Source organism: Streptomyces cinnabarinus, from assembly GCF_027270315.1.
Taxonomy (GTDB): Bacteria; Actinomycetota; Actinomycetes; order Streptomycetales; family Streptomycetaceae; genus Streptomyces; species Streptomyces cinnabarinus.
The window spans coordinates 6,239,664-6,265,010 of record NZ_CP114413.1; the positions used below are offsets into that span (position 1 = coordinate 6,239,664).

Genomic DNA, 25,347 nt, shown 5'->3' on the forward strand with positions numbered 1-25,347 from the left:
AGACGTAGAAGATCATGTCCAAGCACACGCTCTCGGTCCTGGTGGAGAACACGCCCGGCATCCTGGCCCGGATCGCCGCCCTGTTCTCCCGCCGCGGCTTCAACATCGACTCGCTCGCGGTCGGCGTCACCGAGCACCCCGACATCTCCCGTATCACCATCGTGGTGAGCGTGGACGATCTGCCGCTGGAGCAGGTGACCAAGCAGCTCAACAAGCTCGTCAACGTGCTGAAGATCGTCGAGCTGGAGCCCGGTTCGGCCGTTCAGCGCGAACTCGTTCTGGTGAAGGTGCGCGCCGACAACGAGACGCGCTCCCAGATCGTCGAGATCGTCCAGCTGTTCCGCGCCAAGACCGTCGACGTCTCCCCGGAGGCCGTGACGATCGAGGCCACCGGTTCCAGCGACAAGCTGGAGGCCATGCTGAAGATGCTGGAGCCCTTCGGCATCAAGGAACTGGTCCAGTCCGGCACGATCGCGATCGGACGCGGTGCGCGCTCGATCACGGACCGGTCGCTGCGCGCCCTCGACCGGTCGGCGTAACGACGGATACGGGCGGCCGGGACACACCGGCCGCCCGTATACCGAGACCCTCGAACTTCCCTTCCGCCCGCCGTCATACGGTGGGACGCAACACCTGCACTCAAGGAGAGAACCCAAAGTGGCCGAGCTGTTCTACGACGCCGACGCCGACCTGTCCATCATCCAGGGCCGCAAGGTCGCGGTCATCGGGTACGGCAGCCAGGGCCACGCCCACGCGCTGTCGCTCCGTGACTCGGGTGTCGACGTGCGCGTCGGTCTGCACGAGGGCTCCAAGTCCAAGGCGAAGGCCGAGGAGCAGGGCCTGCGCGTGGTGACCCCCGCCGAGGCCGCCGCCGAGGCCGACGTCATCATGATCCTGGTCCCGGACCCGATCCAGGCCCAGGTCTACGAGGAGTCCGTCAAGGACAACCTCAAGGACGGCGACGCGCTGTTCTTCGGCCACGGCCTGAACATCCGCTTCGACTTCATCAAGCCCCCGGCCGGCATCGACGTCTGCATGGTCGCCCCGAAGGGTCCGGGCCACCTCGTCCGCCGTCAGTACGAGGAGGGCCGCGGCGTTCCGTGCATCGCCGCCGTCGAGCAGGACGCCACGGGCAACGCCTTCGCGCTGGCCCTGTCGTACGCCAAGGGCATCGGCGGCACCCGCGCGGGCGTCATCAAGACGACCTTCACCGAGGAGACCGAGACCGACCTCTTCGGCGAGCAGGCCGTTCTCTGCGGTGGTACGGCCGCGCTGGTCAAGGCCGGTTTCGAGACGCTGACCGAGGCGGGCTACCAGCCGGAGATCGCGTACTTCGAGTGCCTGCACGAGCTGAAGCTGATCGTGGACCTCATGTACGAGGGCGGCCTGGAGAAGATGCGCTGGTCGGTCTCCGAGACCGCCGAGTGGGGCGACTACGTCACCGGCCCGCGGATCATCACCGACGCCACCAAGGCCGAGATGAAGAAGGTCCTCGCCGAGATCCAGGACGGCACCTTCGCGCGTGAGTGGATGGCCGAGTACCACGGCGGTCTGAAGAAGTACAACGAGTACAAGCAGCAGGACTCCGAGCACCTGCTGGAGACCACCGGCAAGGAGCTGCGCAAGCTCATGAGCTGGGTGAACGAGGAGGCGTAAGCCTCAGGGGGCGGGGCCGGGGCAGTCGCTCCGGCCCCGTTGTCCACCTCGTCCAACCCGGACGGGTGATCCTTCCGTGGAGGCGTGAGACCGCCTCCGCCGCGCCACTACACTGCCGTACTACATACGCGTCAGGCCCACAGCGTCGTGCGTCTTCCACGCGGCCACTTTCCCTCCACCGCCTGCGGCCGTCGGGACGGCCGTCCGCAATGGACATGTGAGGACTCACGTGAGCTCGAAACCCGTCGTACTCATCGCCGAAGAGCTGTCGCCCGCGACCGTGGACGCGCTCGGCCCCGACTTCGAGATCCGGCACTGCAACGGAGCGGACCGAGCCGAGCTGCTCCCGGCCATCGCCGACGTGGACGCGATCCTGATCCGCTCGGCGACCAAGGTGGACGCCGAGGCGATCGCCGCCGCGAACAAGCTGAAGGTCGTCGCGCGCGCCGGTGTCGGTCTGGACAACGTCGACGTCTCCGCCGCCACCAAGGCCGGCGTGATGGTCGTCAACGCCCCCACCTCCAACATCGTGACCGCCGCCGAGCTGGCCTGCGGTCTGCTCGTCGCCACCGCCCGCCACATCCCGCAGGCCAACGCCGCGCTGAAGAACGGCGAGTGGAAGCGCAGCAAGTACACGGGTGTGGAGCTCGCCGAGAAGACCCTCGGTGTCGTCGGTCTCGGCCGCATCGGCGCGCTGGTCGCCCAGCGCATGTCCGGCTTCGGGATGAAGGTCGTCGCCTACGACCCCTACATCCAGCCCGCGCGCGCCGCGCAGATGGGCGTCAAGGTGCTGTCGCTGGACGAGCTGCTGGAGGTCTCCGACTTCATCACCGTCCACCTGCCCAAGACCCCCGAGACCGTCGGCCTCATCGGCGACGAGGCGCTGCGCAAGGTCAAGCCGAGCGTGCGCATCGTCAACGCCGCGCGCGGCGGGATCGTGGACGAGGAGGCGCTGTACTCCGCCCTCAAGGAGGGCCGGGTCGCCGGTGCCGGTCTCGACGTGTACGCGAAGGAGCCCTGCACGGACTCGCCGCTCTTCGAGTTCGACCAGGTCGTCGCCACCCCGCACCTCGGTGCCTCCACCGACGAGGCGCAGGAGAAAGCCGGTATCGCCGTCGCCCGCTCGGTGCGCCTCGCGCTCGCCGGTGAGCTCGTGCCCGACGCGGTGAACGTCCAGGGCGGTGTCATCGCCGAGGACGTCAAGCCGGGCCTGCCGCTCGCCGAGCGCCTCGGCCGGATCTTCACCGCGCTCGCCGGTGAGGTCGCGGTCCGCCTCGACGTCGAGGTGTACGGCGAGATCACCCAGCACGACGTCAAGGTGCTCGAACTCTCCGCGCTCAAGGGCGTCTTCGAGGACGTCGTCGACGAGACGGTGTCCTACGTCAACGCCCCGCTGTTCGCCCAGGAGCGCGGTGTCGAGGTACGGCTGACCACCAGCTCGGAGTCGGCCGACCACCGCAATGTCGTCACCGTGCGCGGCACGCTCGGCAGCGGCGAGGAGGTCGCGGTCTCCGGCACGCTGGCCGGCCCCAAGCACCTCCAGAAGATCGTCGCGGTCGGGGACTACGACGTCGACCTCGCGCTCGCCGACCACATGGTGGTGCTGCGCTACGAGGACCGTCCCGGTGTCGTCGGCACCGTCGGCCGGGTCTTCGGCGAGGCGGGCATCAACATCGCCGGTATGCAGGTCTCGCGAGCGGTCGCCGGTGGCGAGGCGCTGGCCGTGCTGACCGTGGACGACACGGTGCCGGCCTCCGTGCTGGCCGAGGTCGCCGAGGAGATCGGGGCGACGTCCGCTCGTGCCGTGAACCTGGCCTGAGCGAGTCACTTCTCAGACGCCGGACGGGCTGAGCCGATCAGCCTGTCCGGCGTTCTGCTTCACCCGGGGCAGGCTCATCGCCGCGAGCACCGCCGCCCCCACCAGCACCACCGCCCCCGCGATGGCCGCCCCCTGCATCCCGCTGGTGAAGGCTTCCCGTGCGACCGTCGCGAGTCCCGGGACCTGATCGGCCACCGCCAGCGCCCCGCCCAGCGTCTCGTGAGCCGGTTCCGGGGCCGAGGACGGCATCTCGTGGCGGTAGACCGCCGTACCGATGGAGCCGAGCAGCGCCATGCCCAGCGCCCCGCCGAACTCCCCGCCGGTCTCCATCAGTGAGGACGCCGAGCCCGCGCGCTCCACCGGGGCCGTGCCCATCGCCAGGTCCATGATCTGGGACATCACCACGACACCGCCGACCGCGAGCACCGCGCACGCGGTCAGCACCAGCCACATCGAGTCCGTACCGGCGAACGCCAGCAGCCCGTAGCCCGACGCGGCGATCAGGAAGCCCGCGGTGACCACATGGGCCCGCTCGACTCCCTTCTGCACCAGCTGGGTCGCAACCGGTGCCGCCGCGCCGATCGGCACCGACGGCAGCAGCGCCCACAGGGCCGCCTCCAGCGCGCTCTTGTCGAGCACCGATTGCAGGTACTGGGTGGTGAAGTACGCCGAGCCCATGATCCCGAACGCCGAGACCAGGTTCAGGGCGACCGAGGGGGCGAAGCCCCGGCCGCGGAACAGGGCGGGGGAGATCATCGGTGCCGCCGCCGTGCGCTGACGGTGCACGAAGAGGGCAGCGAACAGCAGGCCGACGGTGATCGAGACGACGTAGCGGACGTTCCACCCCTCGGAGGGGATCTCCTTCAGGCCGTAGATCACGGGCAGGACGGCGGCCAGGGAGAGCGGGATGCTCAGCAGGTCGAAGCGGCCGGGCTCGGGGTTCCTGGACTCGGGGAGCAGGAGCGGGCCGAGGAGCAGGAGCAGGGCCATCGCGGGCAGGTTGACCAGGAAGACCGAGCCCCACCAGAAGTACTCGACCAGGACCCCGCTCAGCACCGAACCGAGCGCGATTCCGGCCGTCATCACCCCGGACCACAGGCCGATCGCCTTCGCGCGCTGGCCGGGGTCGGTGAACATCGTGCGGAGCATGGCCATGGTCGACGGCATCAGGGTCGCGCCGCCGATGCCGAGGACCGCGCGGGCCGCGATGAGGGTCTCGGCGCTGTTCGCGTACGCCGCGACCAGGGAGGCGGTGCCGAAGGCGGCGGCGCCGATCAGCAGCAGCCGGCGGTGTCCGACGCGGTCGCCGAGCGAGCCCATCGTCATCAGCAGTCCGGCCAGGACGAAGGCGTAGATGTCGAAGATCCACAGCTGCTGGGTGCCGCTCGGCTCCAGGTCCGCGCTGATCGCCGGGATGGCGAAGTAGAGGACCGAGACATCCATCGAGACCAGGAGCAGCGGGAGCATCAGCACGCCGAGGGCGGTCCATTCGCGGCGGCCGGCCCGGGTGGGCGGGGTCGTGTTCGTCGTCATGACGGTGAATGTACGCGCGTCTTAAACGTATGTCTAGAACGACCGTGTAATACGTTTGTATGGGACGGCTGTATGAACGCGCGATAGGGTGGGCGCCATGGGACACCGTGAGGATCTGCTCGAAGGCGCCAAGCGCTGCCTGCTGGCGAAGGGCTTCGCGCGGACGACCGCGCGCGACATCGTCAAGGAGTCGGGGACCAACCTGGCGTCGATCGGCTACCACTACGGCTCGAAGGACGCGTTGCTGGCCGAGGCGTATCTGGCGCTGGTCGGTGAGCTCTCCGACGCCTTCGACGGACAGGGGGGCGGTGGCATCGCGGCCGCACCCGGCTCGATGGAGCGCTTCCGGGAAGTGTGGGCGAACATCATCGGCACCATGCGGGGGCCCGGTTCGATGTGGCGCCTGAGCATGGAGATCGTGACCATGGGCGACCAGCTGCCCGCCGTGCGCGATCATCTGGCGCGGCAGCAGCGGGACGCCGAGCGCGCCCTCGTCGCGCTGTTCACGGGGGTCCCGGAGGAGGACGTCCCGGACCGGACCCTGGACACGCTCGGCAGGTTCTACACGACCCTGATGACGGGCCTCATCGCCCAGTGGAACTTCGACCCCGAGCACGCGCCCGACGCCGAGGCGCTCACCGAGGGCCTGAGCCAGGTGATCGAGGCCGCCACTCGGAGCTGACCCGTCCGTCCCGCAGCTCCACCACCCGGTCCGCGAAGTGCCGTACGACCGCCCGGTCGTGGCAGATGAACAGACAGCCGAGACCGAGGTCGTCCCGGAGGTCGGCGAGCAGGTTCAGCACGCCCGCCCGGACCGACGGATCGAGCGCGGACACCGGCTCGTCGAGCACCAGCAGCCGGGGCTCCGACGCCAACGCGCGGGCGATGCCGACGCGTTGGCACTGGCCGCCAGAGAGCTCGTGCGGCCAGCGGTTCGCATACGACGGGTCCAGGCCGACCCGGTCGAGGAGTTCGGCGACCCGGGCGGGACCCCCGGCGGCCGTCCAGCGGCCCTGGACCTTCAGCGGTTCCGCCACCGCCTCGCGGACGCGCTGCCGGGGGCTGAGGGAGCCGTAAGGGTCCTGGAAGACGGGCTGCATACGAGGGCGGAGCGGGCGCAGCTCGCGGTCGGTGAGGGTGGTCAACTCCCGTCCCTCGAAGCGGACTTCGCCGCTGTCCGGGCGCCGCAGCCGGAGTACGGCGAGTGCGGTGGAGGACTTTCCGCAGCCGCTGGGGCCGTTCAGGGCGAGGGTCTCGCCCGGTCGCAGGGAGAAGGAGACCCGGTCCACGGCGGTCACCGTGCCGTAGCGGACGACGAGGTCACGGACGTCGAGAAGGGGGGTGGTCACCTGTCCTCCCCGTGGTGGCAGGCGACCAGTCGGCCGTCCGTGTGCCGCGGTTCCGGCTCGCGCTCCCGGCAGATGTCCGTGGCGAGCGGGCAGCGCGGGGCGAAGGCGCAGCCCGGCGGGAGCGCGCCGGGCGCCGGGGGAGTGCCGGGGAAGGTGGGCAGACGGCGCCCGTCGACGTGCTGCGGCAGAGAGGCCAGCAGGCCCGCCGTGTAGGGAGCCAGCGGACGCTCCAGTACCCGCCGCGCCGGGCCGAGTTCGGCCAGGCGCCCGGCGTACAGGACCAGCGCGCGGTCCGCGTGCTCGCGCACGACGTCCAGCTCATGCGTGACCAGTACCAGCGCCGCCCCGACGGACTCGCGCCGCTCGGCGAGGACCCGCAGCACCTGGTCCCGGCGCTCCTCGTCCAGGGCCGTGGTGGGCTCGTCCGCGACCAGGACGTCCGGCGAGTTGATCGTGGCCATGGCGATGACCGCGCGCTGCCGCATGCCGCCGGAGAACTCGTGCGGATACGAGCGCGCCCGGCGCGCGGCGTCGGGGATGCCCACCCCTTCGAGCGCCGCCACCGCCCTCGCCCTCGCCGCCGAGCGCGACACGCGCGCCACCGACCGCACGGCCGCCGCGAGTTGGTCGCCCACGGGATGCACGGGGGAGAGGGCGGACAGGGCGTCCTGCGGGACAAGCGCGATCCGACGGCCGCGCGCGGCCGAGAGATCCGGCCGTACGGTCCCCGTCATGGCCGCGGCGCGCGGCAGCATGCCGAGGAGCGCTCGGGCGGTGAGGGACTTGCCCGCACCCGACTCGCCGACGATCGCGAGGACTTCGCCCGGAAGGACGTCGAAGGACAGTCCGCGCACCACCTCCACCCCAGCGAAGGCGATCCGCAGATCACGCACCGAGAGCAGCGGCTCGGACCCCAACAGGGGCCTCCTTCCCGGCCTTCCGGCCCTGTGCGTACGCGGCCCCCGACACCGCCAGCCCCGCCAGCAGGGCCAGCGCCACGGCCGGGGCGAGGGCGGCCCACGGCGCGCGTTCGATGTAGGCGCGCGACTCGTCGAGCAGCAGACCCCACTCGGGGGCGGGCGGCTGTGCGCCCAGGCCCAGGAAGCCCAGGGCGGCGAGGGCGAGGGCCATGCCGGGCAGCCGGAGCAGGGCGTGCCGGGCGACCGGCGCGGCCACCGACGGCAGCACATGCCGGGTGAGGATCCACCAGGGGGTCGCGCCGATGGCCCGCTGGGCGGTGAGGAACGCCGACGCCCGTACCTCCTGCACCAGCGCCGCCGCGTGGGCGGCCGGCGGGGGCCAGGAGATCAGCGCGACGGCGAGGGCCGCGCCGCCGGTGCCGGGTCCGGCGGCGGCCGCGACCAGGATGCCGACGATCACCGGCGGGAGCGCGTTCGCGATGTCGGCGGCGCCCGCCGCGACCCCGGGGAGAAAGCCCAGCGCGAGCCCCACCAGCAGACTCAGCAGACAGACGGCGGCCGCGGTGCCGACCGTCGGCGCGGCCCCGTGTCCCAGCCGGGCGAGGACGTCTCGGCCGAGCCCGTCCGTGCCGAGCGGATGCGCCCAGGACGGCGCGGCCAGCCGCGCGGCCGTGCGAACCGTGTACGGGTCCCGCGCCAGGCCCCAGCCGATCACCCCCGCGAGGACCGTGAACAGCGTCAACGGCACCGCCGGATGCGTGCGGACCGGTCGAGCGGCCGGCAGATCGAGCCCGGCGTCCCGCAGCGCGGGCCCGAGCAGCCGACGCCGCAGCCGGGCGGCCACGGCACCCGTCACCAGGCCCAGCGCCAGCAGGGCCAGCACCGCCCCCTGGAGCAGCGGCAGGTCCTGCGACTTCGCCGCCCCCAGCGCGGTACGGCCGATGCCCGGCACCGCGAACACCGTCTCCACGGCCACCGCGCCACCCGTGAGTCCCACGGCGGCCATCCCGAACTGGGGTACCAGCGGCGGCAGTACGCGTCGGAGCGCGGCGCCCGCGACGAACGCCCGGCTCACCCCGGCGCCCCGCCAAAGCTCCACCCACCGCTCGTCCAGTACACCGGGCAGCGCGTCCGCGACCAGCCGGCCGAGCAGACCGCCCGCCGGGACACCGAGGGCGAGCGCGGGCAGCACCAGGTACCCGGGACCGGCCCAGCCCGAGGTCGGCAGCCATCCCAGCCACACCCCGCACACCAGCAACGCGACCGTGGCCAGCAGGAATTCGGGCACCGCGGCCAGCATCGCGGCCCCCGCCCCGGCCGACCCGCGGCCCCGGACCAGCACCGGCGCGACCAGCGCGGCGGCCAGCGGCACCGCGACCCCCAGGGCGGCGGCCATCAGCCCCAGCGAGACCTGGAGTCCGGCGGTGACCGACGGCAGCACCTCGCCGCCCGACACCCACGACGTCCCGAGATCCCCGCGCACCAGCCCCGCGGCCCAACTCCCCAGCAGCGAAAGGGGCCCGGTGTCGAGCCCGAGATCCGCTCGTACGGCGTCGAGGGCCTCCCGCGTCGGTTCCCGCTCGGCGGACCGGGCGCGCAGGACGGTGAGCGCGGGGTCCCGGCCGGAGAGCCAGGGCAGCAGGCCCACGGCGGCCAGCACCGCGACCAGACACAGGGTCCGGGTCACCCCGGCGGCGGTCGGCCTCACCTGACGTAGGTGTCCGCCGTGACCAGCTCACGCTCGCGCGGGTCGTGCGCGGCGCCGACGACCCGCTCGGCGTCGCCCTGGACGACCCGCTCGTGCAGCAGCGGGATCGCGGCATCGGTCGCCAGCACGGCGGCCTCGGCGGCGACGACGGCCTTGCGGCGGGCCGCACCGGTCGCGGTCCCGCCCGCCTTCGTGAGCGCCTCGTCGACCGAGGAGTCGGCGAGCCGGGAGAGGTTGAAGGAGCCGTCCGAGGCGAAGTCGCTGTACAGATACGCGGCCGGGTCGCCGCAGTCGAGGACGGTGGCCCGGGAGAGGAGGAAGGCGTCGAACTCGCCCGCCAGCGCGTCGGATTCGATGTTCGCGTACTCGCGGATCTCCAGCCGTACCTCGAACCCGGCCTGCTGGAGTTGCTGTTGCAGCGTGGCGGCGACCTCGGGAAGCTCGGCGCGGTCGGTGAAGGTGCCGAGGGTGATGGTCTCCCCCTTCGCCTTCGTCGCCGTCGGCCGCCGTACGTCGGTGCGCAGTTCGGCGGCCCAGGGCAGCGCCGGCCCGAGCAGGCCCTCGGCGGCATCGGCGCGCCCCTCGTACACGCCTGCCACGATCGACCCGGTGTCGATCGCCTCACGGGCGGCGGCACGCAGGGCGGCCTTGGCGAACGGGCCGCCGGAGGTGTTGAGGTACAGGGTGTTGGTCCGCGGCATCGGGACCTCGGTGATCCGCTCCTCGTCCAGCAGGGCCGCCTGCGACACCGGTACGGCCTCGACGATGTCGGCCTCGCCGCTGCGCAGGGCGGCGGCGCGGGCGGTGCCGTCGGGCACGAACGTGACGTCGATGCCGGGGGCCTTGGCCCGCTCGCCCCAGTAGTCGTCGTACCGGTCCAGGGCGGCGGAGGCGGTGCCGTTCACCTTCGTCAGCTCGAAGGGGCCGGTGCCGGCGCCGACGGGGTTCACCGTCTTCCCGCGGTACGCCCGCGCGGCGAGGACCGAGAGCTGCGGGGAGCTGAGCCGTTGCGGGACCAAAGGATCCTCGGTGGCGGTGGTGACCACGACCCGGTCCCCGTCGGCCCGCGCGGTCAGCTCGACGCCGTCCAGGATGCGGGGCTCGGGGGAGGCGTCGGCGGCGGCCCTGAGGGACCGTACGACCGCTTCGGCGTCGAATTCGGTGCCGTCGTGGAAGGTCACGCCCTTGCGTATCGCGAAGGTCCAGGTCCGGCCGGAGCGCCGCCACTCGGTGGCCAGCGCGGGCCGGGCGTCGCCCCGCGCGTCCAGCTTCACCAGGGTCTCCGCCGTCGACCAGCGCGAGAGCTTGAACGCGTCGTCGGAGAGCGGGGACAGGCCCGAGCGCGGCGGCTGCATCATCGCGAGCCGGATCCGCTCGCCCGTGCCGGAGCCGGTGCTCCCGGTGCCGGCGAAGCAGCCGGTGAGCAGCGCGGCGGCGGCGGTGACCGCGGTGAGGGACAGCAGACGGGCGGGGACGCGCACGGCACACTCCGGGTAAAGGGGTGGTCAAAGGTTGAGCGTGCGACGACCGTAGCATGATGATAATCGTTTTCAGAAACCTCTGTCGGGTGCCTTTCGGGGCTACAGCCGCGCCCCCTTCAGCGCCATGTGCAGTAGCAGCCGGTCCTCCCCGTCGTCCAGGTCGAGGCCCGTCAACTGCTCGACCCGGGAGAGGCGGTAGTAGAGGGTCTGCCGGTGGATGCCGAGCTCGGCGGCGGTGCGCGCGGCCTGGCCCGCGCAGTCGAGGTAGACCTCGGCGGTACGGGCGAGTTCACGGTGGGCCGGGGCGAGCAGCGGGGTCACCGTCGCGTCCTGCGCCGCCTCCGCGGGCAGCGCGGTCAGCAGGCGGTACGGCCCGATGCGGGACCACTCCGCGACGGGCCCGAGCCGGGGCTCGGCCAGCACCGCGCGCGCCGCGGCGGACGCCTCCCGCCAGGCCGGGCCCAGCTCCACCAGCCCGGCCCGGGCGGCCGCGATCCCCGCCCCGCCGCCGCCCGCGCGCTCCAGCAGCCGCCCGGCCGCGGAGGTCGCCGGGGTCAGCACCTCGGGGGAGCGCAGCCGGATCAGCAGCGCCAGCGAGTGGGCCGTCGCACCCCACGGCACCGTGCACAGGGCCGTCGCGCCCGGCACCGTGCGCACCGACGGGGCGTCGTCGGGGTCGGCCGAGGGCCAGGGGGCCACGCAGACCACCGTGTGCAGGGAGTCGGCGCGCGAGCCCAGGGCGGTGCGGAGTTCGGCGACGGCCATGTCGCTCTGCCAGCCGCGCTCGGCGGTGAGGACGGCCCGCAGTTCCCGGGTGAGGTCGGCACCGTGCTGGGCCTCGTCGGCGAGCAGGTCGCCGATGCGGGCGGTGACCGCCATCGCGGCGGTCAGCTGGGCGTCGGTGGGGCCCGGGTCGTCGTCCAGGAGCCAGACGTAGCCGAGGACGACACCCCGATGGCGTACCGGCAGGCAGATGCGGCCGCGGTAGACACCGGCCTCGGGGGTCGGCGGGATCCGGACCGGGGCGCTCGCCCGGGTGATGCCGAAGCCCTCGAACCAGGCGCGGACGGCGGCGGTGGAGCGGCGGGTCAGGATCGAGCGGGTGCGCACGGGGTCGAGCGCCGAGGCGTCCAGCTCGTCCTCGCTGTCGTACGCGCCGAAGGCGATCAGCTCGAAGTCGCGGTTCTCCAGCGTCGCGGGGACGCCCAGCAGCTCCGAGATCTCGTCGACCAGCTCCTGGTAGTCACCCCTGAATTCCGACGTCACTCGGGCATTCTCCCGCACTTTCTGAGGTCCCTCATACATCTGTATGAGATCTGCGGCACGGATGCGTGACACCTGTCGATGGCCCACGATCGGAGGGATCCTTAGGTTTCACGGTGGTTCTCCGTGCTGTTGCCCCAAGCGTGGGGTTACGGCCAGTTTCTGATGGTTTGTGGAGGTGCCCCGTGCTGGGTCCCGTGATTCTCGCCGCGTCGCGCAGCGACCGGATGCGACGTCTGGTCTCGGCGGCCCCGGTCACCAAGCAGGTCGTGGACCGCTTCATCCCGGGCGAGACCGTGGACGAGATCGTCCCGATCATCGAGAGCCTCACGGACCGGGGCCTGGAGCTGACCATGGACGTGGTCGGCGAGGACATCACCACCCCCGAGCAGGCCGAGGCCGCCCGGGACGCCTATCTGGAGCTGATCGACCGGCTCAAGGGCCTGGAGCTCGGCACACGCGCCGAGATGTCGGTGAAGCTGTCGATGTTCGGCCAGGCGCTGGAGGGCGGCCACGAGCTGGCCCTCGCCAACGTCCGCCCGGTCGTCGAGGCCGCCGCCGCCATCGGCACCACGGTCACCCTGGACGCCGAGGACCACACCACCCTCGACTCGATGTTCGCCATCCACGAGGAGCTGCGGAAGGACTTCCCGCAGACCGGCTGCGTCATCCAGGCCTACCTCTTCCGCACCGAGGCGGACGCCCGCCGCCTCGCCCAGGACGGCAGCCGCGTCCGCATCGTCAAGGGCGCCTACAAGGAGCCCGCCTCGGTCGCCTATCAGGACAAGGCCGAGATCGACAAGGCGTATGTCCGGATCATGCGCATCCTCATGGAGGGCTCCGGGTACCCGATGATCGGGTCCCACGACCCGCGTCTGATCTCCATCGCCCAGGAACTGGCCGCACGCGCCGGGCGAAAGCTCGACGAGTACGAGTTCCAGATGCTGTACGGCATCCGCGGCGAGGAACACCTGCGCCTCGCCGCCGAGGGCCACCGCATGCGCGTCTACACGGCCTACGGCACCGACTGGTACGGCTACTTCATGCGACGGCTGGCGGAGAAGCCGGCGAACCTGCGCTTCTTCGTCCGCTCGATGATCACCAAGGGCTAGCCCGAAACACCCGCTCACGTACAAGGAGTTACGGATCTCATGGACGCTGTGACCCAGGTCCCCACCCCCGTCAACGAGCCGGTGCACGGCTACGCCCCCGGCTCGCCCGAGCGCGCCCGTCTTGAGGTCAAGCTCAAGGAGCTGGCCGAGAACCCGATCGAGCTGCCGATGACGATCGGCGGCGAGCGGCGGATGGGCGGCGGCGAGACCGTCCAGGTCGTGCAGCCGCACAACCACAAGGCCGTGCTCGGCACCTACCGCAACGCCACCCAGGCGGACGCCCAGGACGCCATCGACGCGGCCCTCGCCGCCGCCCCGGCCTGGCGCGCGATGTCCTTCGACGACCGCGCGGCGATCATCCTGCGCGCCGCCGAGCTGCTGGCCGGCCCCTGGCGCGAGACGCTGGCCGCCTCCACCATGCTCGGCCAGTCCAAGACCGCCCAGCAGGCCGAGATCGACACCCCCTGCGAGCTGGTCGACTTCTGGCGCTTCAACGTCGCCTACGCCCGCCGGATCCTGGCCGAGCAGCCCCCGGCCAACTCCCCGGGCGTGTGGAACCGTCTGGACCACCGCCCGCTGGAGGGCTTCGTCTACGCGATCACGCCGTTCAACTTCACGGCCATCGCGGGCAACCTGCCCACCGCCCCGGCCCTGATGGGCAACGTCGTGGTGTGGAAGCCGTCCCCGACCCAGACCCACGCCGCCGTGCTGCTGATGCAGCTGCTGGAGGAGGCCGGGCTGCCCAAGGGCGTCATCAACCTCGTCACCGGCGACGGCATCGAGGTCTCCAAGGTCGCCCTTGAGCACCGGGACCTCGCGGGCATCCACTTCACCGGTTCCACCAAGACCTTCCAGTACCTGTGGAAGACGGTCGGCACCAACATCGAGAAGTACCGCTCCTACCCGCGTCTGGTCGGCGAGACCGGCGGCAAGGACTTCGTCGTCGCCCACCCGAGCGCCGACCGCGCGGTGCTGAAGACCGCGCTGACCCGCGGCGCCTTCGAGTACCAGGGCCAGAAGTGCAGCGCGACCTCCCGGGCCTACATCCCGGCGTCGATCTGGAACTCCGGCTTCAAGGAGGAGTTCGCCGCCGAGGTCGACTACCTGACCATGGGCGACGTCACGGACCTCTCCAACTTCATCGGCGCCGTCATCGACGAGCGTGCCTTCGCCAAGAACAAGGCCGCCATCGACCGCGCCAAGTCCGACCCGTCCTGCACGATCGTCGCGGGCGGCTCCTACGACGACTCGGTCGGCTACTTCGTCCGCCCGACCGTCATCGAGTGCGCCGACCCGGAGAACGAGGTCTTCACGACCGAGTACTTCGGCCCGGTCCTCGCCGTGCACGTCTACGAGGACGAGGCGTACGACGAGATGCTGACCCAGATGGAGTCGGTCTCGGACTACGCCCTGACCGGCTCGGTCATCTCCGGTGACCGTGCGGCGGCGGCGTACACGATGGAGAAGCTGCGCTACGCGGCCGGCAACTTCTACATCAACGACAAGTCGACCGGTGCCGTCGTCGGCCAGCAGCCCTTCGGCGGCGGCCGGGCCTCCGGCACCAACGACAAGGCCGGTGCCCCGCAGAACCTGATGCGCTGGACGCTGACCCGCGCCATCAAGGAGACGCTGGTCGCGCCGACGGACTACGCCTACCCGCACATGGGCTGATGTTCTGACGGGAAGGGGGAGGGGCCGGGCGATTTCGCCCGGCCCCTCCCCCTTCCCGTCCGGCTAACCGGGCATCTCCGTCCGCTCCCACCACTCGAACACCGGGAGACTGCCCTGCGGCGTGTCCGCCCGGCGTGTGGTCTGCCGGAAGTGTTCGTAGCCATTGCGGAGCTCGATCTTCACATCGTCCCCGGGAGCCGGGACCGGGACGATCCGGTCGGCCAGATCGTCCGGCCCGCCTTCGAGGAACACCTTCGCCGTGTCGTTCATGACCTCACCGTTCCCCTCACCTTCACGGTAGTCCCGGGCCACCGGGGCGGATCAGTCGTGTGGGCCAACTAGCCTTCATCCCTGTGTACGGCTACGAACTCCTCCCCGGTCAGGGCCTGATCCTGCCGCGCGGGGCCGGGCGGCTGCTCTTCGGTATGAGTGAGCGGGAGGCGCGGTGGACGGTGTCCACGCTCGCCGACGTCCGCGAGACCTGGGTGTGCGGGGCGGCGTGGAGCTTCTGGGCCGCCCATGAGGGCGTCGAGCTGCTGGTCTGCGGGGCCCCCGATCGGGAGCGGCGGCTGGACTGGCTGAAGCTCGACCGGCTGGGGTCCGGTGCCGCCCCGGTCGGGTGGGCGGACGTCGACCTCTTCGGCCATGAACAGGACGAGGTGGAGCGGGCGTTGGCAGGCGTCGACCGCGCGGGCGTCGCGCTGACCCGCTCCTCGGGGGCGTACCTCCGGGCGGTGACACTCACCGCGGCTCCGGGGCAGGGCCGTTGATACTGGCCGTATGACCTTCCTCCTCCGCACCGCCCACACCTCCGACCTCGCCCCCTCCGAACTCACGGCCGTACGCGCCCTGTTGGACGACGCCTTCGACGGAGACCTCGGCGAGGAGGACTGGGAGCACTGCCTCGGTGGCATGCACACCCTGGTGGACGACGGCAACGGGCGGCTCGTCGCGCACGGCTCGGTCGTCATGCGGCGGGTCCGGCACCGTGAGCGCTGGCTGCGGGTCGGATACGTGGAGGCCGTCGCCGTACGGGCCGACGCGCGCCGTACCGGGCTCGGCGGGCGGGTGATGGCGGAGCTGGAGCGGGTCGTCGATCGGGCCTACGACGCGGGCATGCTGTCCGCGAGCGACGAGGGGGCCGCGCTGTACGCCTCGCGGGGCTGGCAGGTGTGGCCCGGGCGGATCTGCGGGCTCGGCCCGGACGGTGTCGTCCATCTGCCGGACGAGGAGGGCAGCACCTTCGTCCGGCCCGCGCTCGCCGGACCGCTCGACCCGGAGCGGGAGCTGGTCTTCGACTGGCGCGACGGTGACGTGCTGTAACGCACAGGGGGATGGGTAAAAGCCCAGGTCGGCGGGGTGAGACGTACTTCGCCGTCTCAGATAGTAGGAAGTCCGAGTAATTGTGGAGACAGAAACGCCACCCTCCCTTAACTTTGTAGAAGCCGAACGTCTCGCTCGATCAAGCGAATGGCGGTCGTGAGCCGGGCCCGTGCAGGCAACCCCTGCGGCACCGCTCCCCGCCCAACCGGCGTCTCGTAACCCCCTTCCGCACTCCAGGAATTCGAAGGAGTCGATTCCCCATGGCCGAGACGACCGCCCGCCGAGTCCGTCATCTCTCCCGCACGAGCGAGTCCGACCGCAAGAACGCCGCAGCCGCCCTCCAGCGCGCCCTCGACCGCCGTGACAACGGCGGCGCCACCGGCCACTGAGCCGACCAGAACCGCCGGGAGCCGCACCCGCGGAGGTGCGGCGCGGGACTCATGCCCCGCGCCGCACCTCGAAATGGTCGACGCGCCTGCCGTCGTGGGCCAGCGCCGACACCTTCAGCCGGGGCCGGGCGCCGCTCGACGCCTCCACCTTGAGGAGCGAGAAGCCCCGGTACCGCACCCGGGACCACTCGACCGTCTCCTTCTTGGCGGTACGGGACTTGGTCCACTGGAAGGTGTCCACCGACTCGCGGTCCTTCACCCGGCCCTCGTAGCTCTCCGCCACGCCCGCCGGGAAGCCGTACAGATCCTTGCCGCCCCCGCCGGCCGTGACGTACACCGTGCCGTCCCGGGACGGGTCCGTCGCGCCGCCGATCGGCACCGGGCGGCCCACCTCGCCGTTCTTGATGGCGTCGGTCCGCTCGTAGACATGGTTGTGGCCGTTGATCACCAGATCCACCTGGTGCTCGGCGAACAGCGGCAGCCACTCGGCGCGCACCCCGCCGTCCGAGGCGTGCGTGGACGTCGAGTAGGCGCAGTGGTGGAAGAAGACGACGAGGAAGTCGACCCCCTTCGCCGCCCGCAGCTCACGCAGCCGCCCGTCCAGCCACTTCGTCTGCCGCCCCTCGCTGTACCCGAGGTTCGCGGGGATCTCGTACGACACGTCATTGGCGTCCAGCGCCACGAAGCCGACGTTGCCGTAGACGAAGGAGTAGACCCCGGGCGCCGTCCACGGGTCGAAGCCGCTCTCCGGGAGGCTGAAGCGGGCGAGCTGGCCGCCGTAGCCGTCCGGTGAGTACCAGGCCTCCATGTCGTGGTTGCCGGTCGTCACCATCCACGGCACCGTCATCGCGACCTGCTCGTTCTGCTTCATGAACAGGTCCCAGAAGCCGGGGTCGTAGCCGTCCGACTCGGTGCCCCGGCCGTTGACGTTGGCATAGCAGATGTCACCGGCGTGCAGATGGAAGGCGGGGTCCTGACGCAGCAGCAGATCGTCGCTCGCCTCCGCGGCGTCGCTGACGCCCTGGTCGCCGAAGGCCGTGAAGACGAAGGACTCGGGGTTGGCCGGGGCTGTGCGGAAGGAGGCCACGGTCGCGCGGTGCGGGGCCGAGGCGGGGTCGAAGCCGTCGTGGCCCACGCCGTAGTAGTACGTCGTGCCCGGCAGCAGATCGTCCAGCGCCGCGTGCACGTAGTACTGCTCCAGCGCGAGGCGCACCCCCTCCACCCCCGGCGTGTGCAGGTCGCGGATCTCGGCCTCCACCTTGCGGCCCAGCTCGTCCGGCCGCGCCCCGATCCGGACGTACGGCTTCTTCACCGCGGCCGGGACCTGCCAGGAGATCCGCATCTGGGTCCGCGGATCGGCGCCGAAGGCGAGATGGCGGCCGAACGGCGTGACCGCCGAACCCGGCACCTTGGAGGTGGCGGAGGCCCGGGCGGACGGCGTCGACGTCGTCGTGCCCGATCCCGAGCAGCCGGTGAGCAGCCCGCCCGCCACCGCGCCCGCCGTCACCAGCGCACGGCGCCGGGTCAGCCTGGTGCGCAGGTACTCGTACTGCTCGGCCATGCTCATCCGGCGCGCGAGCCGCGGCGGGATACCGACGTCGGGGAGGTCCATGCTGGAGAAGTTCCCAGCGCTCCCCAACACCCGTCATACGTACGGGTGAACGACAACCGACACGATGGGGTTGCCGCGGCTCGCCTTGTCCGTATCGCGGACAACGCATGTCATTCCATGGGACGAGGAGTAGGGTGCCGACATGTCTCGCAGCATCAATCTCGCAGTGATCCCGGGTGACGGCATCGGCCAGGAGGTCGTGGCCGAAGGCCTGAAGGTGCTCTCCGCCGTCCTACCGCAGGATGTGAAGCTGGAGACCAAGGAGTACGACTTCGGCGCCAAGCGCTACCACGCCACCGGTGAGACCCTCACCGACGCCGACACCGAGGCGCTGAAGCAGCACGACGCCATCCTGCTCGGCGCGATCGGTGACCCCTCGGTCCCGTCCGGCGTCCTGGAGCGCGGCTTCCTGCTCAAGCTCCGCTTCCTCTTCGACCACCACGTCAACCTGCGTCCGTCGAAGCTCCTTCCGGGTGTCGCCACCCCGCTGGCGGGCGAGCCGTCGATCGACTTCGTCGTGGTCCGTGAGGGCACCGAGGGCCCGTACACCGGCAACGGCGGCACCATCCGCAAGGGCACCCCGCACGAGGTCGCCACAGAGGTCTCCGTCAACACCGCCTTCGGTGTGGAGCGGGTCGTCCGGGACGCCTTCGCCCGCGCCCAGGCCCGGCCGCGCAAGAAGCTCGCGCTGATCCACAAGAACAACGTGCTGGCCTTCGCCGGTCACCTGTGGACCAACATCTTCAACCAGGTGGCCGCGGAGTTCCCCGACGTCACCACCGAGTACATGCACGTCGACGCGGCGACCATCTACCTGGTCACCCAGCCCGAGCGGTTCGACGTCATCGTCACCGACAACCTCTTCGGCGACATCATCACCGACCTCGCCGCGGCCGTCTCCGGCGGCATCGGCGTCGCGGCCTCCGGGAACATCAACCCCAGCGGTGAGTTCCCCTCGATGTTCGAGCCGGTCCACGGTTCCGCGCCCGACATCGCCGGCCAGGGCAAGGCCGACCCCACCGCCACGGTCCTGTCCGTCGCCCTCCTGCTGCGTCACCTCGGCTACGACGCCGAGGCCGCCCGGATCGACGAGGCGGTCGCCGTCGACCTCGCCGAGCGCACCGGCAAGCCCGCCCGCTCCACCGCGGAGATCGGCGACGCGCTCGCCGTACGCGTAGCCGGCTGACCCCGCCGCGCTTCTTCGAGCCGCCGGGTCCCCGCGCCCGGCGGCTTCCCCATGTCCGCCGCCGGGTGCGACCATCTTCCCCTGGGCAGCATTCACGCCGTTTTCTTCCGCGGTACACCGCGAGCGATAATCGAACGCGGAGCCGCGGTATGAGGGAATGCTCGGACGTCCTAGCACTGGCCACTGGCAGTACGGGCGTGAGCGCGGCCCGTCACATCAACCGGTGAAGGACAACAACTCATGACGACGCCCACGATCGAGCTCAAGCCTTCCGCCAGCCCGCTCGCCGAGACAGAGCGCGCGGCGATCCTGGCCAATCCGGGGTTCGGCCGCCACTTCACCGACCACATGGTGACCATCAAGTGGACCGAGGGCCGCGGCTGGCACGACGGTCAGCTCGTCCCGTACGCGCCTCTCTCCCTCGACCCGGCCACCATGGTCCTGCACTACGCGCAGGAGATCTTCGAGGGCCTCAAGGCCTACCGGCAGCCCGACGGATCGGTCGCCACCTTCCGCCCGGACAAGAACGCCAAGCGCTTCCAGGCCTCCGCCCGGCGCCTCGGCATGCCCGAGCTCCCGGTGGAGACGTTCATCGAGGCGTGCGACGCGCTGGTCAAGCAGGACGCGGCCTGGGTTCCGGCGCACGGTGGCGAGGAGTCCCTCTACCTGCGTCCGTTCATGATCGCGACCGAGGTCGGCCTCGGTGTGAAGCCCGCCAACGAGTACCTCTTCCTCGTCATCGCCTCCCCGGCCGGCGCCTACTTCCCGGGCGGCGTGAAGCCGGTCTCCATCTGGGTCTCCGAGGACCACGTCCGCGCGGTGCCCGGCGGCATGGGCGACGCCAAGACCGGCGGCAACTACGCCGCGTCCCTGCTCGCGCAGGCGGAGGCGGCCGCGGAGGGCTGCCAGCAGGTCTGCTACCTCGACGCGGTCGAGCGCACGTGGGTCGAGGAACTCGGCGGCATGAACCTGTACTTCGTGTACGGCGACAAGATCGTCACCCCGAGCCTCACCGGCTCCATCCTGGAGGGCGTGACCCGCGACTCGCTGCTCGCCGTCGCCCGTGACCTCGGCTACGAGGCCGAGGAGGGCCGGATCTCCGTCGACCAGTGGCAGCGGGACTCCGAGAACGGCAGCCTGACCGAGGTCTTCGCCTGCGGTACGGCCGCGGTGATCACGCCGGTCGGCGTCGTGAAGCGCACCGGCGCCGAGTGGCAGCAGTCGGGCGGCGAGCCCGGCGAGGTCACGCTGAAGCTGCGCCAGGCCCTGCTCGACATCCAGCGCGGTACGGCAGCGGACCAGCACGGCTGGATGCACCCGCTGGGCTAGACCTCGCTGTCCGCCAGGGCCGCCGTGGACTCCGTGTCCGTGGCGGCCCTGGCGTTTTCCCGGCCCGTGGACAGCGCGTACGCCACGCCGCCCACCAGCCCCGACAGCAAGAAGCTGCAATCCACCCCGCCCGTCAGCCCCAGCAGCGGTCCCTCGTACGACGGCAGGGCCACCGACAACAGGCCGACCGTCGCGCCGAGCGCCCAGGACACCGTCGCCGGGATGCTCCAGCCGCCGCGGTACCAGTAGATCCCGCCCCGTGAGCGGCGGTTGAAGACCTGGAGGGCCTCCGGGTCGTAGACGCCCCGGCAGCGGGCGAAGCCGATGAGGGTGATGACCGCCCACGGGGTGCCGATCGCCGTGAGCAGCAGGACGAACGACGTCATCGCGTCCTGGGCCGTCGAGGCGTAGTGGCCGACGAAGACGCAGACCGTGGCGACGACGGCGACCGTGCAGGTGGCCCTGGTCCGGGAGGCGCGGGGCAGGATGGCGTCGAGGTCGAGGCCCATGGAGTACAACATCAGACCGGCGTTGCCGACCGAGCCCGCGGAGGCGGCGAGCAGCAGGGGCACCAGGTACCAGGTGGGCGCCGCGTCCACCAGGGGTCCGGAGTAGTCGAGGGCCGCGCGGGCCCCGTACGCCGTGAAGGTGCCGAAGAGCTGGGGGACGAGCAGGCCGAGGGCGAGGCCCAGCCAGGTCGCGTGCAGGACCCGGCGGGAGGAGTGGCGGGCCGGGGAGATGTAGCGGGTGTAGTCGCCGAGCAGGGTGATGAAGGCGATCGGGCCCGACAGGCCCGCGGCCACCGTGGCGAGCAGCCAGGTCGGCCAGAAGCCGCCGAGGAGGTAGCCGCCCGCCTCGGGCAGCGCGGACGTGGTGAAGTCCGGGGCGTAGGCGAACACGCCGAGCAGCAGCAGGGCCGTCATGCCGACCGCGAGGACCCGGGACATGGCGAGCAGGACGCGATAGCCGTACACCGCGCCCGCGACGGTCGCCGCGGCGAGCAGGCCGTAGACGACGCCGTAGGAGAGATCGTTCGCGGGGATGCCGAAGAGGCGGGTCAGGACGCCGAGCATCACGTCGCCGCCGATCCACACGGTCAGCGCGGTGTAGCCGAGGGCCAGCAGCAGGCCGACCACCGAGCCGACGAGCCGGCCGCGGACGCCGAACTGGGCGCCGGAGGAGGTGGAGAGGTTGGTCGCCGTGCGCAGCGAGATCAGGGCGAGCGGGGCGGTGAGGGCCGTGCCGACGGCGGTGCCGACCAGGATCGAGCCGACCGACGCCCACCAGCCGAGGCCGAAGGAGGGCGGCAGCCAGCCGAAGACGATCACGCCCAGGCAGAGGTTCGAGCCCAGCAGGATCGAGACGAGGTCGCGCGGTCCGCTGGTGCGTTCCCCTTCGGGGATGGTGTCGACGCCCCGCTGTTCCATCCGCATACCCGGTCTCCCTCACCTTGCCCAGTTCTTAGAACGCCACTCAATGTGAGTCACTCGGAGATGGACGTCAAGGGTTTGATTCATGGAGATGCTGATTTAGAGTGCTGTTCTAAAAGGAGGGATCGATATGCGGCTCACGCCCACCGAACGCGACCGGCTGCTGCTCTTCGGGGCCGCCGAACTGGCCCGGACGCGGCGCGCCCGAGGGCTCCGGCTCAACGTGCCGGAGGCCACCGCGCTGATCGCGGACACCGTGTGCGAGGCCGCCCGGGACGGGCTCCGGCTCGCCGAGGCCGTCGACCGCGCCCGCTCCGTCCTCGGCCCCGACGACGTACTGCCGGGCGTCGCCGACGTGGTCACCGAGGTGCATGTCGAGGCCGTCTTCGACGACGGCTCACGGCTCGCGGTCGTCAGCGACCCCATCGGCGGCGGACTCGGCGACGCCGCTCCCGGTGCGCTGCTGCCCGGTCCCGAGCACGCCGAGCCCGAGGCGGCCGTCCGGCTGACGGTCACCAACACCGCCACCGTGCCCGTCTCCGTCACCTCCCACTTCCACTTCTTCGAGGCCAACCCGCGCCTCGACTTCGACCGTGAGCGCGCCTACGGCATGCGGCTCGCCGTGCCCGCCGGATCCTCGGTGCGGTTCGGGCCGGGGGAGAGCCTGGAGGTCGGCCTGGTGCCGATCGGGGGCGCCCGGATCGCGATCGGGTTCGCCGGACTCGTGGACGGGCCGCTGGACGCGCCGGGCGCGCGGGAAGAGGCCCTGCGCCGGGCCGCCGCCTGCGGATACCTGGGAACCCGGACCGAGGAGGCCGACCGATGAGCCGCCCCGGAGGCCACCCCGCCGAGGCCCGCCGCCTCACCCCGTACGAATACGCGTCCACGCACGGCCCCCGCGCCGGGGACCGGATCCGGCTCAGTGACTCCGGGCTGACCGTCCGCGTCGAGTCCGACTCCCAGCGCTACGGCGACGAGTTCCTCGCCGGGTTCGGCAAGACCGCCCGCGACGGACTGCACCTCAAGGCCGCCGCCGTGCGGGAGACCTGTGACGTCGTCATCAGCAACGTCGTGGTGATCGACGCCGCGCTGGGGATCCGGAAGGTGTCCATCGGCATCCGGGAGGGCCGCATCTGCTCGGTCGGGCGGGCCGGGAACCCGGACACCCTCGACGGGGTCGACGTCGTGGTCGGCACCGGCACCTCCATCGTGTCCGGCGAGGGGCTCATCGCCACCGCGGGCGCCGTGGACACCCATGTGCACCTGCTCTCGCCGCGCATCATGGAGGCCTCGCTGGCCTCCGGGGTGACCACGGTCATCGGGCAGGAGTTCGGGCCGGTGTGGGGCGTCGGGGTCAACTCGCCCTGGGCGCTGAAGCACGCCTTCAACGCCTTCGACGCCTGGCCCGTCAACATCGGCTTCCTCGGCCGGGGTTCGTCCTCCGACGGCGCGCCCCTGGTGGAGGCCCTCGCCGAGGGCGGCGCCTCGGGGTTCAAGGTGCACGAGGACATGGGCGCCCACACCCGGGCGCTGGACACGGCGCTGCGGGTCGCCGAGGAGCACGACGTCCAGGTCGCCCTGCACAGCGACGGACTGAACGAGTGCCTCTCGGTCGAGGACACCCTGCGCGTCCTGGAGGGCCGCACCATCCACGCCTTCCACATCGAGGGCTGCGGCGGCGGACACGTCCCGAACGTGCTGAAGATGGCCGGAGTCCCGAACGTCATCGGCTCCTCCACCAACCCCACCCTGCCCTTCGGACGGGACGCGGTCGCCGAGCACTACGGCATGATCGTCTCCGTCCACGATCTGAAGACGGACCTGCCCGGCGACGCCGCCATGGCCCGGGACCGGATCCGCGCCGGGACCATGGGCGCCGAGGACGTGCTGCACGACCTGGGCGCGATCGGCATCACCTCCTCCGACGCGCAGGGCATGGGACGCGCGGGCGAGACGGTCCGCCGTACCTTCGCCATGGCCGGGAAGATGAAGGCCGAGTTCGGGGCCCCGGAGGACCACGACAACGAGCGCGTCCTGCGCTACATGGCCAAGCTGACCGTCAACCCGGCCATCGCCCACGGGCTCTCGCACGAGGTGGGGTCCCTGGAGGTCGGCAAACTGGCCGACATCGTGCTGTGGCGCCCCGAGTACTTCGGCGCCAAACCGCAGCTCGTCCTGAAGGCGGGCTTCCCGGCCTACGGCGTGGTCGGCGACCCCAACGCGGCCACCGACACCTGCGAACCGCTCGTCCTGGGCCCCCAGTTCGGCGCGTACGGCGCCACCCCGGCCGACCTCTCCGTCGCGTTCGTCGCACGGGCCGCCCTCGACCAGGGCAACGACACCATGCCCACCCGGCGCCGCCGGGTCGCCGTGCGCGGCACCCGCGGCATCGGACCGGCCGACCTGCGGCTCAACTCCCGTACCGGAGCGGTCGACGTCGACCAGCGCACGGGCCTGGTGACCCTGGACGGGGAGCCGATCGGCTCGGAACCGGCCGACTCCGTCGCCCTGAACCGCCTCTATTTCCTCTAGGACTTCGCCATGACCTACCGCATGCCCCCCGAGTGGGCCCCGCACGAACGCACCTGGATGGCCTGGCCGGGACCCAACCCCACCTTCACCACCGACGATGAGCTGGCCGAGGCCCGTACCGCCTGGGCGGCCGTCGCCCGCGCCGTGCGCCGGTTCGAGCCGGTGACGATGGTGCACGGGCCGGGACAGGGCGAGTCGGCGCGTGAACTGCTCAGCCCGGACGTCGCGTTGGTGGAGCGCGAACTCGACGACGCCTGGATGCGGGACATCGGCCCCACCTTTGTCACCGACGGCCGTGAACTAGCCGCCGTGGACTGGGTGTTCAACGGCTGGGGCGGCCAGGACTGGGCCCGCTGGGAGCACGACGCAAAGATCGCCCGGCATGTCGCCGACCTGGCGCGGGTGCCCGTGCTGCCGTCCACGCTGGTCAACGAGGGCGGCGCGATCCATGTCGACGGCGAGGGCACGGTCCTGCTGACCGACACCGTCCAGCTCGGCGCCGGCCGCAACCCCGGCTGGACCCGCGAGCGGGTCGAGGCGGAGATCCACGCCAGGCTCGGCACCACCAAGGCGATCTGGCTCCCGCACGGTCTGGCCGGCGACTACGGCCGGTACGGCACCCAGGGCCACGTCGACATCGTCGCGGCCTTCGCCCGCCCCGGCACCGTCCTGGTGCACAGCCAGCGCGACCCGGCCCACCCGGACCACCCCCGCTCCCAGCGGTACGTCGAGCTGCTGCGCGCCGCGACCGATGCCGAGGGCCGCCGCCTGGAGGTCGTCGAGATCCCCGCGCCCACCGTCCTGAAGGACGAGGAGGGCGACTGGGTGGACTACTCCTACATCAACCACTACCTCTGCAACGGCGGCGTCGTCCTGTGTGCCTTCGACGACCCGGGCGACGAGATCGCGGCCGGGATCTTCCGGCGGCTGTTCCCGGAGCGGACGGTGACGCTGGTGGACGCCCGTACCATCTTCGCGGGTGGTGGAGGCATCCACTGCATCACGCAACAGCAGCCGAAGATCTAGGAGCCGTC

At 71.6% G+C, this 25,347-nt stretch carries 23 protein-coding genes; 14 read left to right on the forward strand and 9 right to left on the reverse strand.

Annotated features, from left to right (window positions below; translation table 11 throughout):
* Positions 1–14 precede the first annotated feature (14 nt).
* The 3 genes from ilvN to serA all read left to right on the forward strand — a co-directional run bounded on the left by ilvN (position 15) and on the right by serA (position 3,475).
* Entirely contained in the window at positions 15–539 is a 525-nt protein-coding gene (ilvN, locus tag STRCI_RS28395; RefSeq protein WP_093722996.1) for an acetolactate synthase small subunit, read from the forward strand.
* A 118-nt stretch (positions 540–657) separates the two neighbouring features.
* Positions 658–1,656, forward strand: coding sequence for a ketol-acid reductoisomerase (gene ilvC / locus STRCI_RS28400; RefSeq protein ID WP_269661806.1), 999 nt, complete (start codon positions 658–660; stop codon positions 1,654–1,656).
* Between the two features lie 229 nt (positions 1,657–1,885).
* Positions 1,886–3,475 carry a phosphoglycerate dehydrogenase gene (serA, locus tag STRCI_RS28405; RefSeq protein ID WP_269661807.1) on the forward strand — a complete coding sequence of 530 codons (1,590 nt, stop codon included), beginning with the start codon at positions 1,886–1,888 and terminating at the stop codon, positions 3,473–3,475.
* A gap of 12 nt (positions 3,476–3,487) precedes the next feature.
* Here the strand turns inward: serA and STRCI_RS28410 are convergent, their stop codons facing one another.
* The gene (locus STRCI_RS28410; protein WP_269661808.1) at positions 3,488–5,008 is read right to left on the reverse strand and encodes an MFS transporter; all 1,521 of its coding nucleotides are present in this window, start codon (positions 5,006–5,008) and stop codon (positions 3,488–3,490) included.
* Positions 5,009–5,105: 97 nt separating this feature from the next.
* Between STRCI_RS28410 and STRCI_RS28415 the strand changes: the two genes are divergently transcribed.
* Positions 5,106–5,690: a TetR/AcrR family transcriptional regulator gene (locus STRCI_RS28415; RefSeq protein ID WP_269661809.1), complete on the forward strand. Its 585-nt coding sequence runs from the start codon at positions 5,106–5,108 to the stop codon at positions 5,688–5,690.
* On the opposite strand, the gene STRCI_RS28420 is transcribed toward STRCI_RS28415, so the two are convergent.
* The 5 genes from STRCI_RS28420 to STRCI_RS28440 all read right to left on the reverse strand — a co-directional run bounded on the left by STRCI_RS28420 (position 5,644) and on the right by STRCI_RS28440 (position 11,771).
* Positions 5,644–6,357, reverse strand: coding sequence for an ATP-binding cassette domain-containing protein (locus STRCI_RS28420; protein ID WP_269661810.1), 714 nt, complete (start codon positions 6,355–6,357; stop codon positions 5,644–5,646). The genes STRCI_RS28415 and STRCI_RS28420 overlap by 47 nt on opposite strands.
* Positions 6,354–7,274, reverse strand: coding sequence for an ABC transporter ATP-binding protein (locus STRCI_RS28425; RefSeq protein ID WP_269661811.1), 921 nt, complete (start codon positions 7,272–7,274; stop codon positions 6,354–6,356). The genes STRCI_RS28420 and STRCI_RS28425 overlap by 4 nt, the downstream gene beginning before the upstream one ends.
* Positions 7,243–8,985 carry an ABC transporter permease subunit gene (locus tag STRCI_RS28430; protein WP_269661812.1) on the reverse strand — a complete coding sequence of 581 codons (1,743 nt, stop codon included), beginning with the start codon at positions 8,983–8,985 and terminating at the stop codon, positions 7,243–7,245. Before STRCI_RS28430 ends, STRCI_RS28425 begins: the two co-directional genes overlap by 32 nt.
* Entirely contained in the window at positions 8,982–10,466 is a 1,485-nt protein-coding gene (locus STRCI_RS28435; RefSeq protein ID WP_269661813.1) for an ABC transporter substrate-binding protein, read from the reverse strand. The genes STRCI_RS28430 and STRCI_RS28435 overlap by 4 nt, the downstream gene beginning before the upstream one ends.
* Before the next feature lie 99 nt (positions 10,467–10,565).
* Positions 10,566–11,771, reverse strand: a complete 1,206-nt coding sequence (locus tag STRCI_RS28440) for a PucR family transcriptional regulator (RefSeq protein WP_418953385.1) — start codon at positions 11,769–11,771, stop codon at positions 10,566–10,568.
* Positions 11,772–11,914: 143 nt separating this feature from the next.
* On the opposite strand from STRCI_RS28440, the gene STRCI_RS28445 reads away from it, so the two are divergent.
* Positions 11,915–12,841, forward strand: a complete 927-nt coding sequence (locus tag STRCI_RS28445) for a proline dehydrogenase family protein (protein ID WP_269661815.1) — start codon at positions 11,915–11,917, stop codon at positions 12,839–12,841.
* Between the two features lie 39 nt (positions 12,842–12,880).
* A complete protein-coding gene (gene pruA, locus STRCI_RS28450; RefSeq protein ID WP_269661816.1) occupies positions 12,881–14,512 on the forward strand; it encodes an L-glutamate gamma-semialdehyde dehydrogenase in 1,632 nt (543 codons plus the stop codon).
* 63 nt (positions 14,513–14,575) lie between these two features.
* Here pruA and STRCI_RS28455 read toward each other — a convergent pair whose 3' ends face one another.
* On the reverse strand, positions 14,576–14,782 hold the full coding sequence (locus STRCI_RS28455) for a DUF5988 family protein (protein WP_269661817.1): 207 nt from the start codon (positions 14,780–14,782) through the stop codon (positions 14,576–14,578).
* Positions 14,783–14,865: 83 nt separating this feature from the next.
* Between STRCI_RS28455 and STRCI_RS28460 the strand changes: the two genes are divergently transcribed.
* From STRCI_RS28460 to STRCI_RS28470, 3 genes are all read left to right on the forward strand, one after another.
* The gene (locus STRCI_RS28460) at positions 14,866–15,282 is read left to right on the forward strand and encodes a hypothetical protein (protein ID WP_269661818.1); all 417 of its coding nucleotides are present in this window, start codon (positions 14,866–14,868) and stop codon (positions 15,280–15,282) included.
* Between the two features lie 10 nt (positions 15,283–15,292).
* Positions 15,293–15,835, forward strand: coding sequence for a GNAT family N-acetyltransferase (locus STRCI_RS28465; RefSeq protein ID WP_269661819.1), 543 nt, complete (start codon positions 15,293–15,295; stop codon positions 15,833–15,835).
* A gap of 260 nt (positions 15,836–16,095) precedes the next feature.
* On the forward strand, positions 16,096–16,224 hold the full coding sequence (locus tag STRCI_RS28470; protein WP_015657642.1) for a hypothetical protein: 129 nt from the start codon (positions 16,096–16,098) through the stop codon (positions 16,222–16,224).
* Positions 16,225–16,273: 49 nt separating this feature from the next.
* On the opposite strand, the gene STRCI_RS28475 is transcribed toward STRCI_RS28470, so the two are convergent.
* Positions 16,274–17,836: a purple acid phosphatase family protein gene (locus tag STRCI_RS28475; protein ID WP_269661820.1), complete on the reverse strand. Its 1,563-nt coding sequence runs from the start codon at positions 17,834–17,836 to the stop codon at positions 16,274–16,276.
* Positions 17,837–17,978: 142 nt separating this feature from the next.
* On the opposite strand from STRCI_RS28475, the gene STRCI_RS28480 reads away from it, so the two are divergent.
* Entirely contained in the window at positions 17,979–19,022 is a 1,044-nt protein-coding gene (locus STRCI_RS28480) for a 3-isopropylmalate dehydrogenase (protein WP_269661821.1), read from the forward strand.
* Positions 19,023–19,262: 240 nt separating this feature from the next.
* Positions 19,263–20,351, forward strand: a complete 1,089-nt coding sequence (locus STRCI_RS28485; RefSeq protein WP_269661822.1) for a branched-chain amino acid aminotransferase — start codon at positions 19,263–19,265, stop codon at positions 20,349–20,351.
* Here STRCI_RS28485 and STRCI_RS28490 read toward each other — a convergent pair.
* The gene (locus tag STRCI_RS28490; RefSeq protein WP_269661823.1) at positions 20,348–21,784 is read right to left on the reverse strand and encodes a cytosine permease; all 1,437 of its coding nucleotides are present in this window, start codon (positions 21,782–21,784) and stop codon (positions 20,348–20,350) included. The genes STRCI_RS28485 and STRCI_RS28490 overlap by 4 nt on opposite strands.
* 127 nt (positions 21,785–21,911) lie before the next feature.
* Here STRCI_RS28490 and ureA point away from each other — a divergent pair, with 127 nt between their 5' ends.
* Genes ureA through STRCI_RS28505 form a run of 3 tightly spaced genes read left to right on the forward strand, consistent with a single transcriptional unit; the run spans position 21,912 to position 25,339 of the window.
* The gene (gene ureA, locus STRCI_RS28495) at positions 21,912–22,607 is read left to right on the forward strand and encodes an urease subunit gamma (protein WP_269661824.1); all 696 of its coding nucleotides are present in this window, start codon (positions 21,912–21,914) and stop codon (positions 22,605–22,607) included.
* Positions 22,604–24,313, forward strand: a complete 1,710-nt coding sequence (locus STRCI_RS28500) for an urease subunit alpha (protein WP_269661825.1) — start codon at positions 22,604–22,606, stop codon at positions 24,311–24,313. Before ureA ends, STRCI_RS28500 begins: the two co-directional genes overlap by 4 nt.
* 9 nt (positions 24,314–24,322) lie before the next feature.
* A complete protein-coding gene (locus STRCI_RS28505; protein ID WP_269661826.1) occupies positions 24,323–25,339 on the forward strand; it encodes an agmatine deiminase family protein in 1,017 nt (338 codons plus the stop codon).
* Positions 25,340–25,347: the final 8 nt, after the last annotated feature.

Excerpts from the sequence above, each read along its gene's own strand:
- ilvN (WP_093722996.1), top strand. The coding sequence starts at position 15 with ATGTCCAAGCACACGCTCTCGGTCCTGGTGGAGAACACGCCCGGCATC.
- STRCI_RS28410 (WP_269661808.1), bottom strand. The coding sequence starts at position 5,008 with ATGACGACGAACACGACCCCGCCCACCCGGGCCGGCCGCCGCGAATGG.
- STRCI_RS28415 (WP_269661809.1), top strand. The coding sequence starts at position 5,106 with ATGGGACACCGTGAGGATCTGCTCGAAGGCGCCAAGCGCTGCCTGCTG.
- STRCI_RS28440 (WP_418953385.1), bottom strand. The coding sequence starts at position 11,771 with ATGTATGAGGGACCTCAGAAAGTGCGGGAGAATGCCCGAGTGACGTCG.
- pruA (WP_269661816.1), top strand. The coding sequence starts at position 12,881 with ATGGACGCTGTGACCCAGGTCCCCACCCCCGTCAACGAGCCGGTGCAC.
- STRCI_RS28455 (WP_269661817.1), bottom strand. The coding sequence starts at position 14,782 with ATGAACGACACGGCGAAGGTGTTCCTCGAAGGCGGGCCGGACGATCTG.
- STRCI_RS28465 (WP_269661819.1), top strand. The coding sequence starts at position 15,293 with ATGACCTTCCTCCTCCGCACCGCCCACACCTCCGACCTCGCCCCCTCC.
- STRCI_RS28470 (WP_015657642.1), top strand. The coding sequence starts at position 16,096 with ATGGCCGAGACGACCGCCCGCCGAGTCCGTCATCTCTCCCGCACGAGC.
- STRCI_RS28475 (WP_269661820.1), bottom strand. The coding sequence starts at position 17,836 with ATGGACCTCCCCGACGTCGGTATCCCGCCGCGGCTCGCGCGCCGGATG.
- STRCI_RS28480 (WP_269661821.1), top strand. The coding sequence starts at position 17,979 with ATGTCTCGCAGCATCAATCTCGCAGTGATCCCGGGTGACGGCATCGGC.
- STRCI_RS28485 (WP_269661822.1), top strand. The coding sequence starts at position 19,263 with ATGACGACGCCCACGATCGAGCTCAAGCCTTCCGCCAGCCCGCTCGCC.
- STRCI_RS28490 (WP_269661823.1), bottom strand. The coding sequence starts at position 21,784 with ATGCGGATGGAACAGCGGGGCGTCGACACCATCCCCGAAGGGGAACGC.
- ureA (WP_269661824.1), top strand. The coding sequence starts at position 21,912 with ATGCGGCTCACGCCCACCGAACGCGACCGGCTGCTGCTCTTCGGGGCC.
- STRCI_RS28500 (WP_269661825.1), top strand. The coding sequence starts at position 22,604 with ATGAGCCGCCCCGGAGGCCACCCCGCCGAGGCCCGCCGCCTCACCCCG.
- STRCI_RS28505 (WP_269661826.1), top strand. The coding sequence starts at position 24,323 with ATGACCTACCGCATGCCCCCCGAGTGGGCCCCGCACGAACGCACCTGG.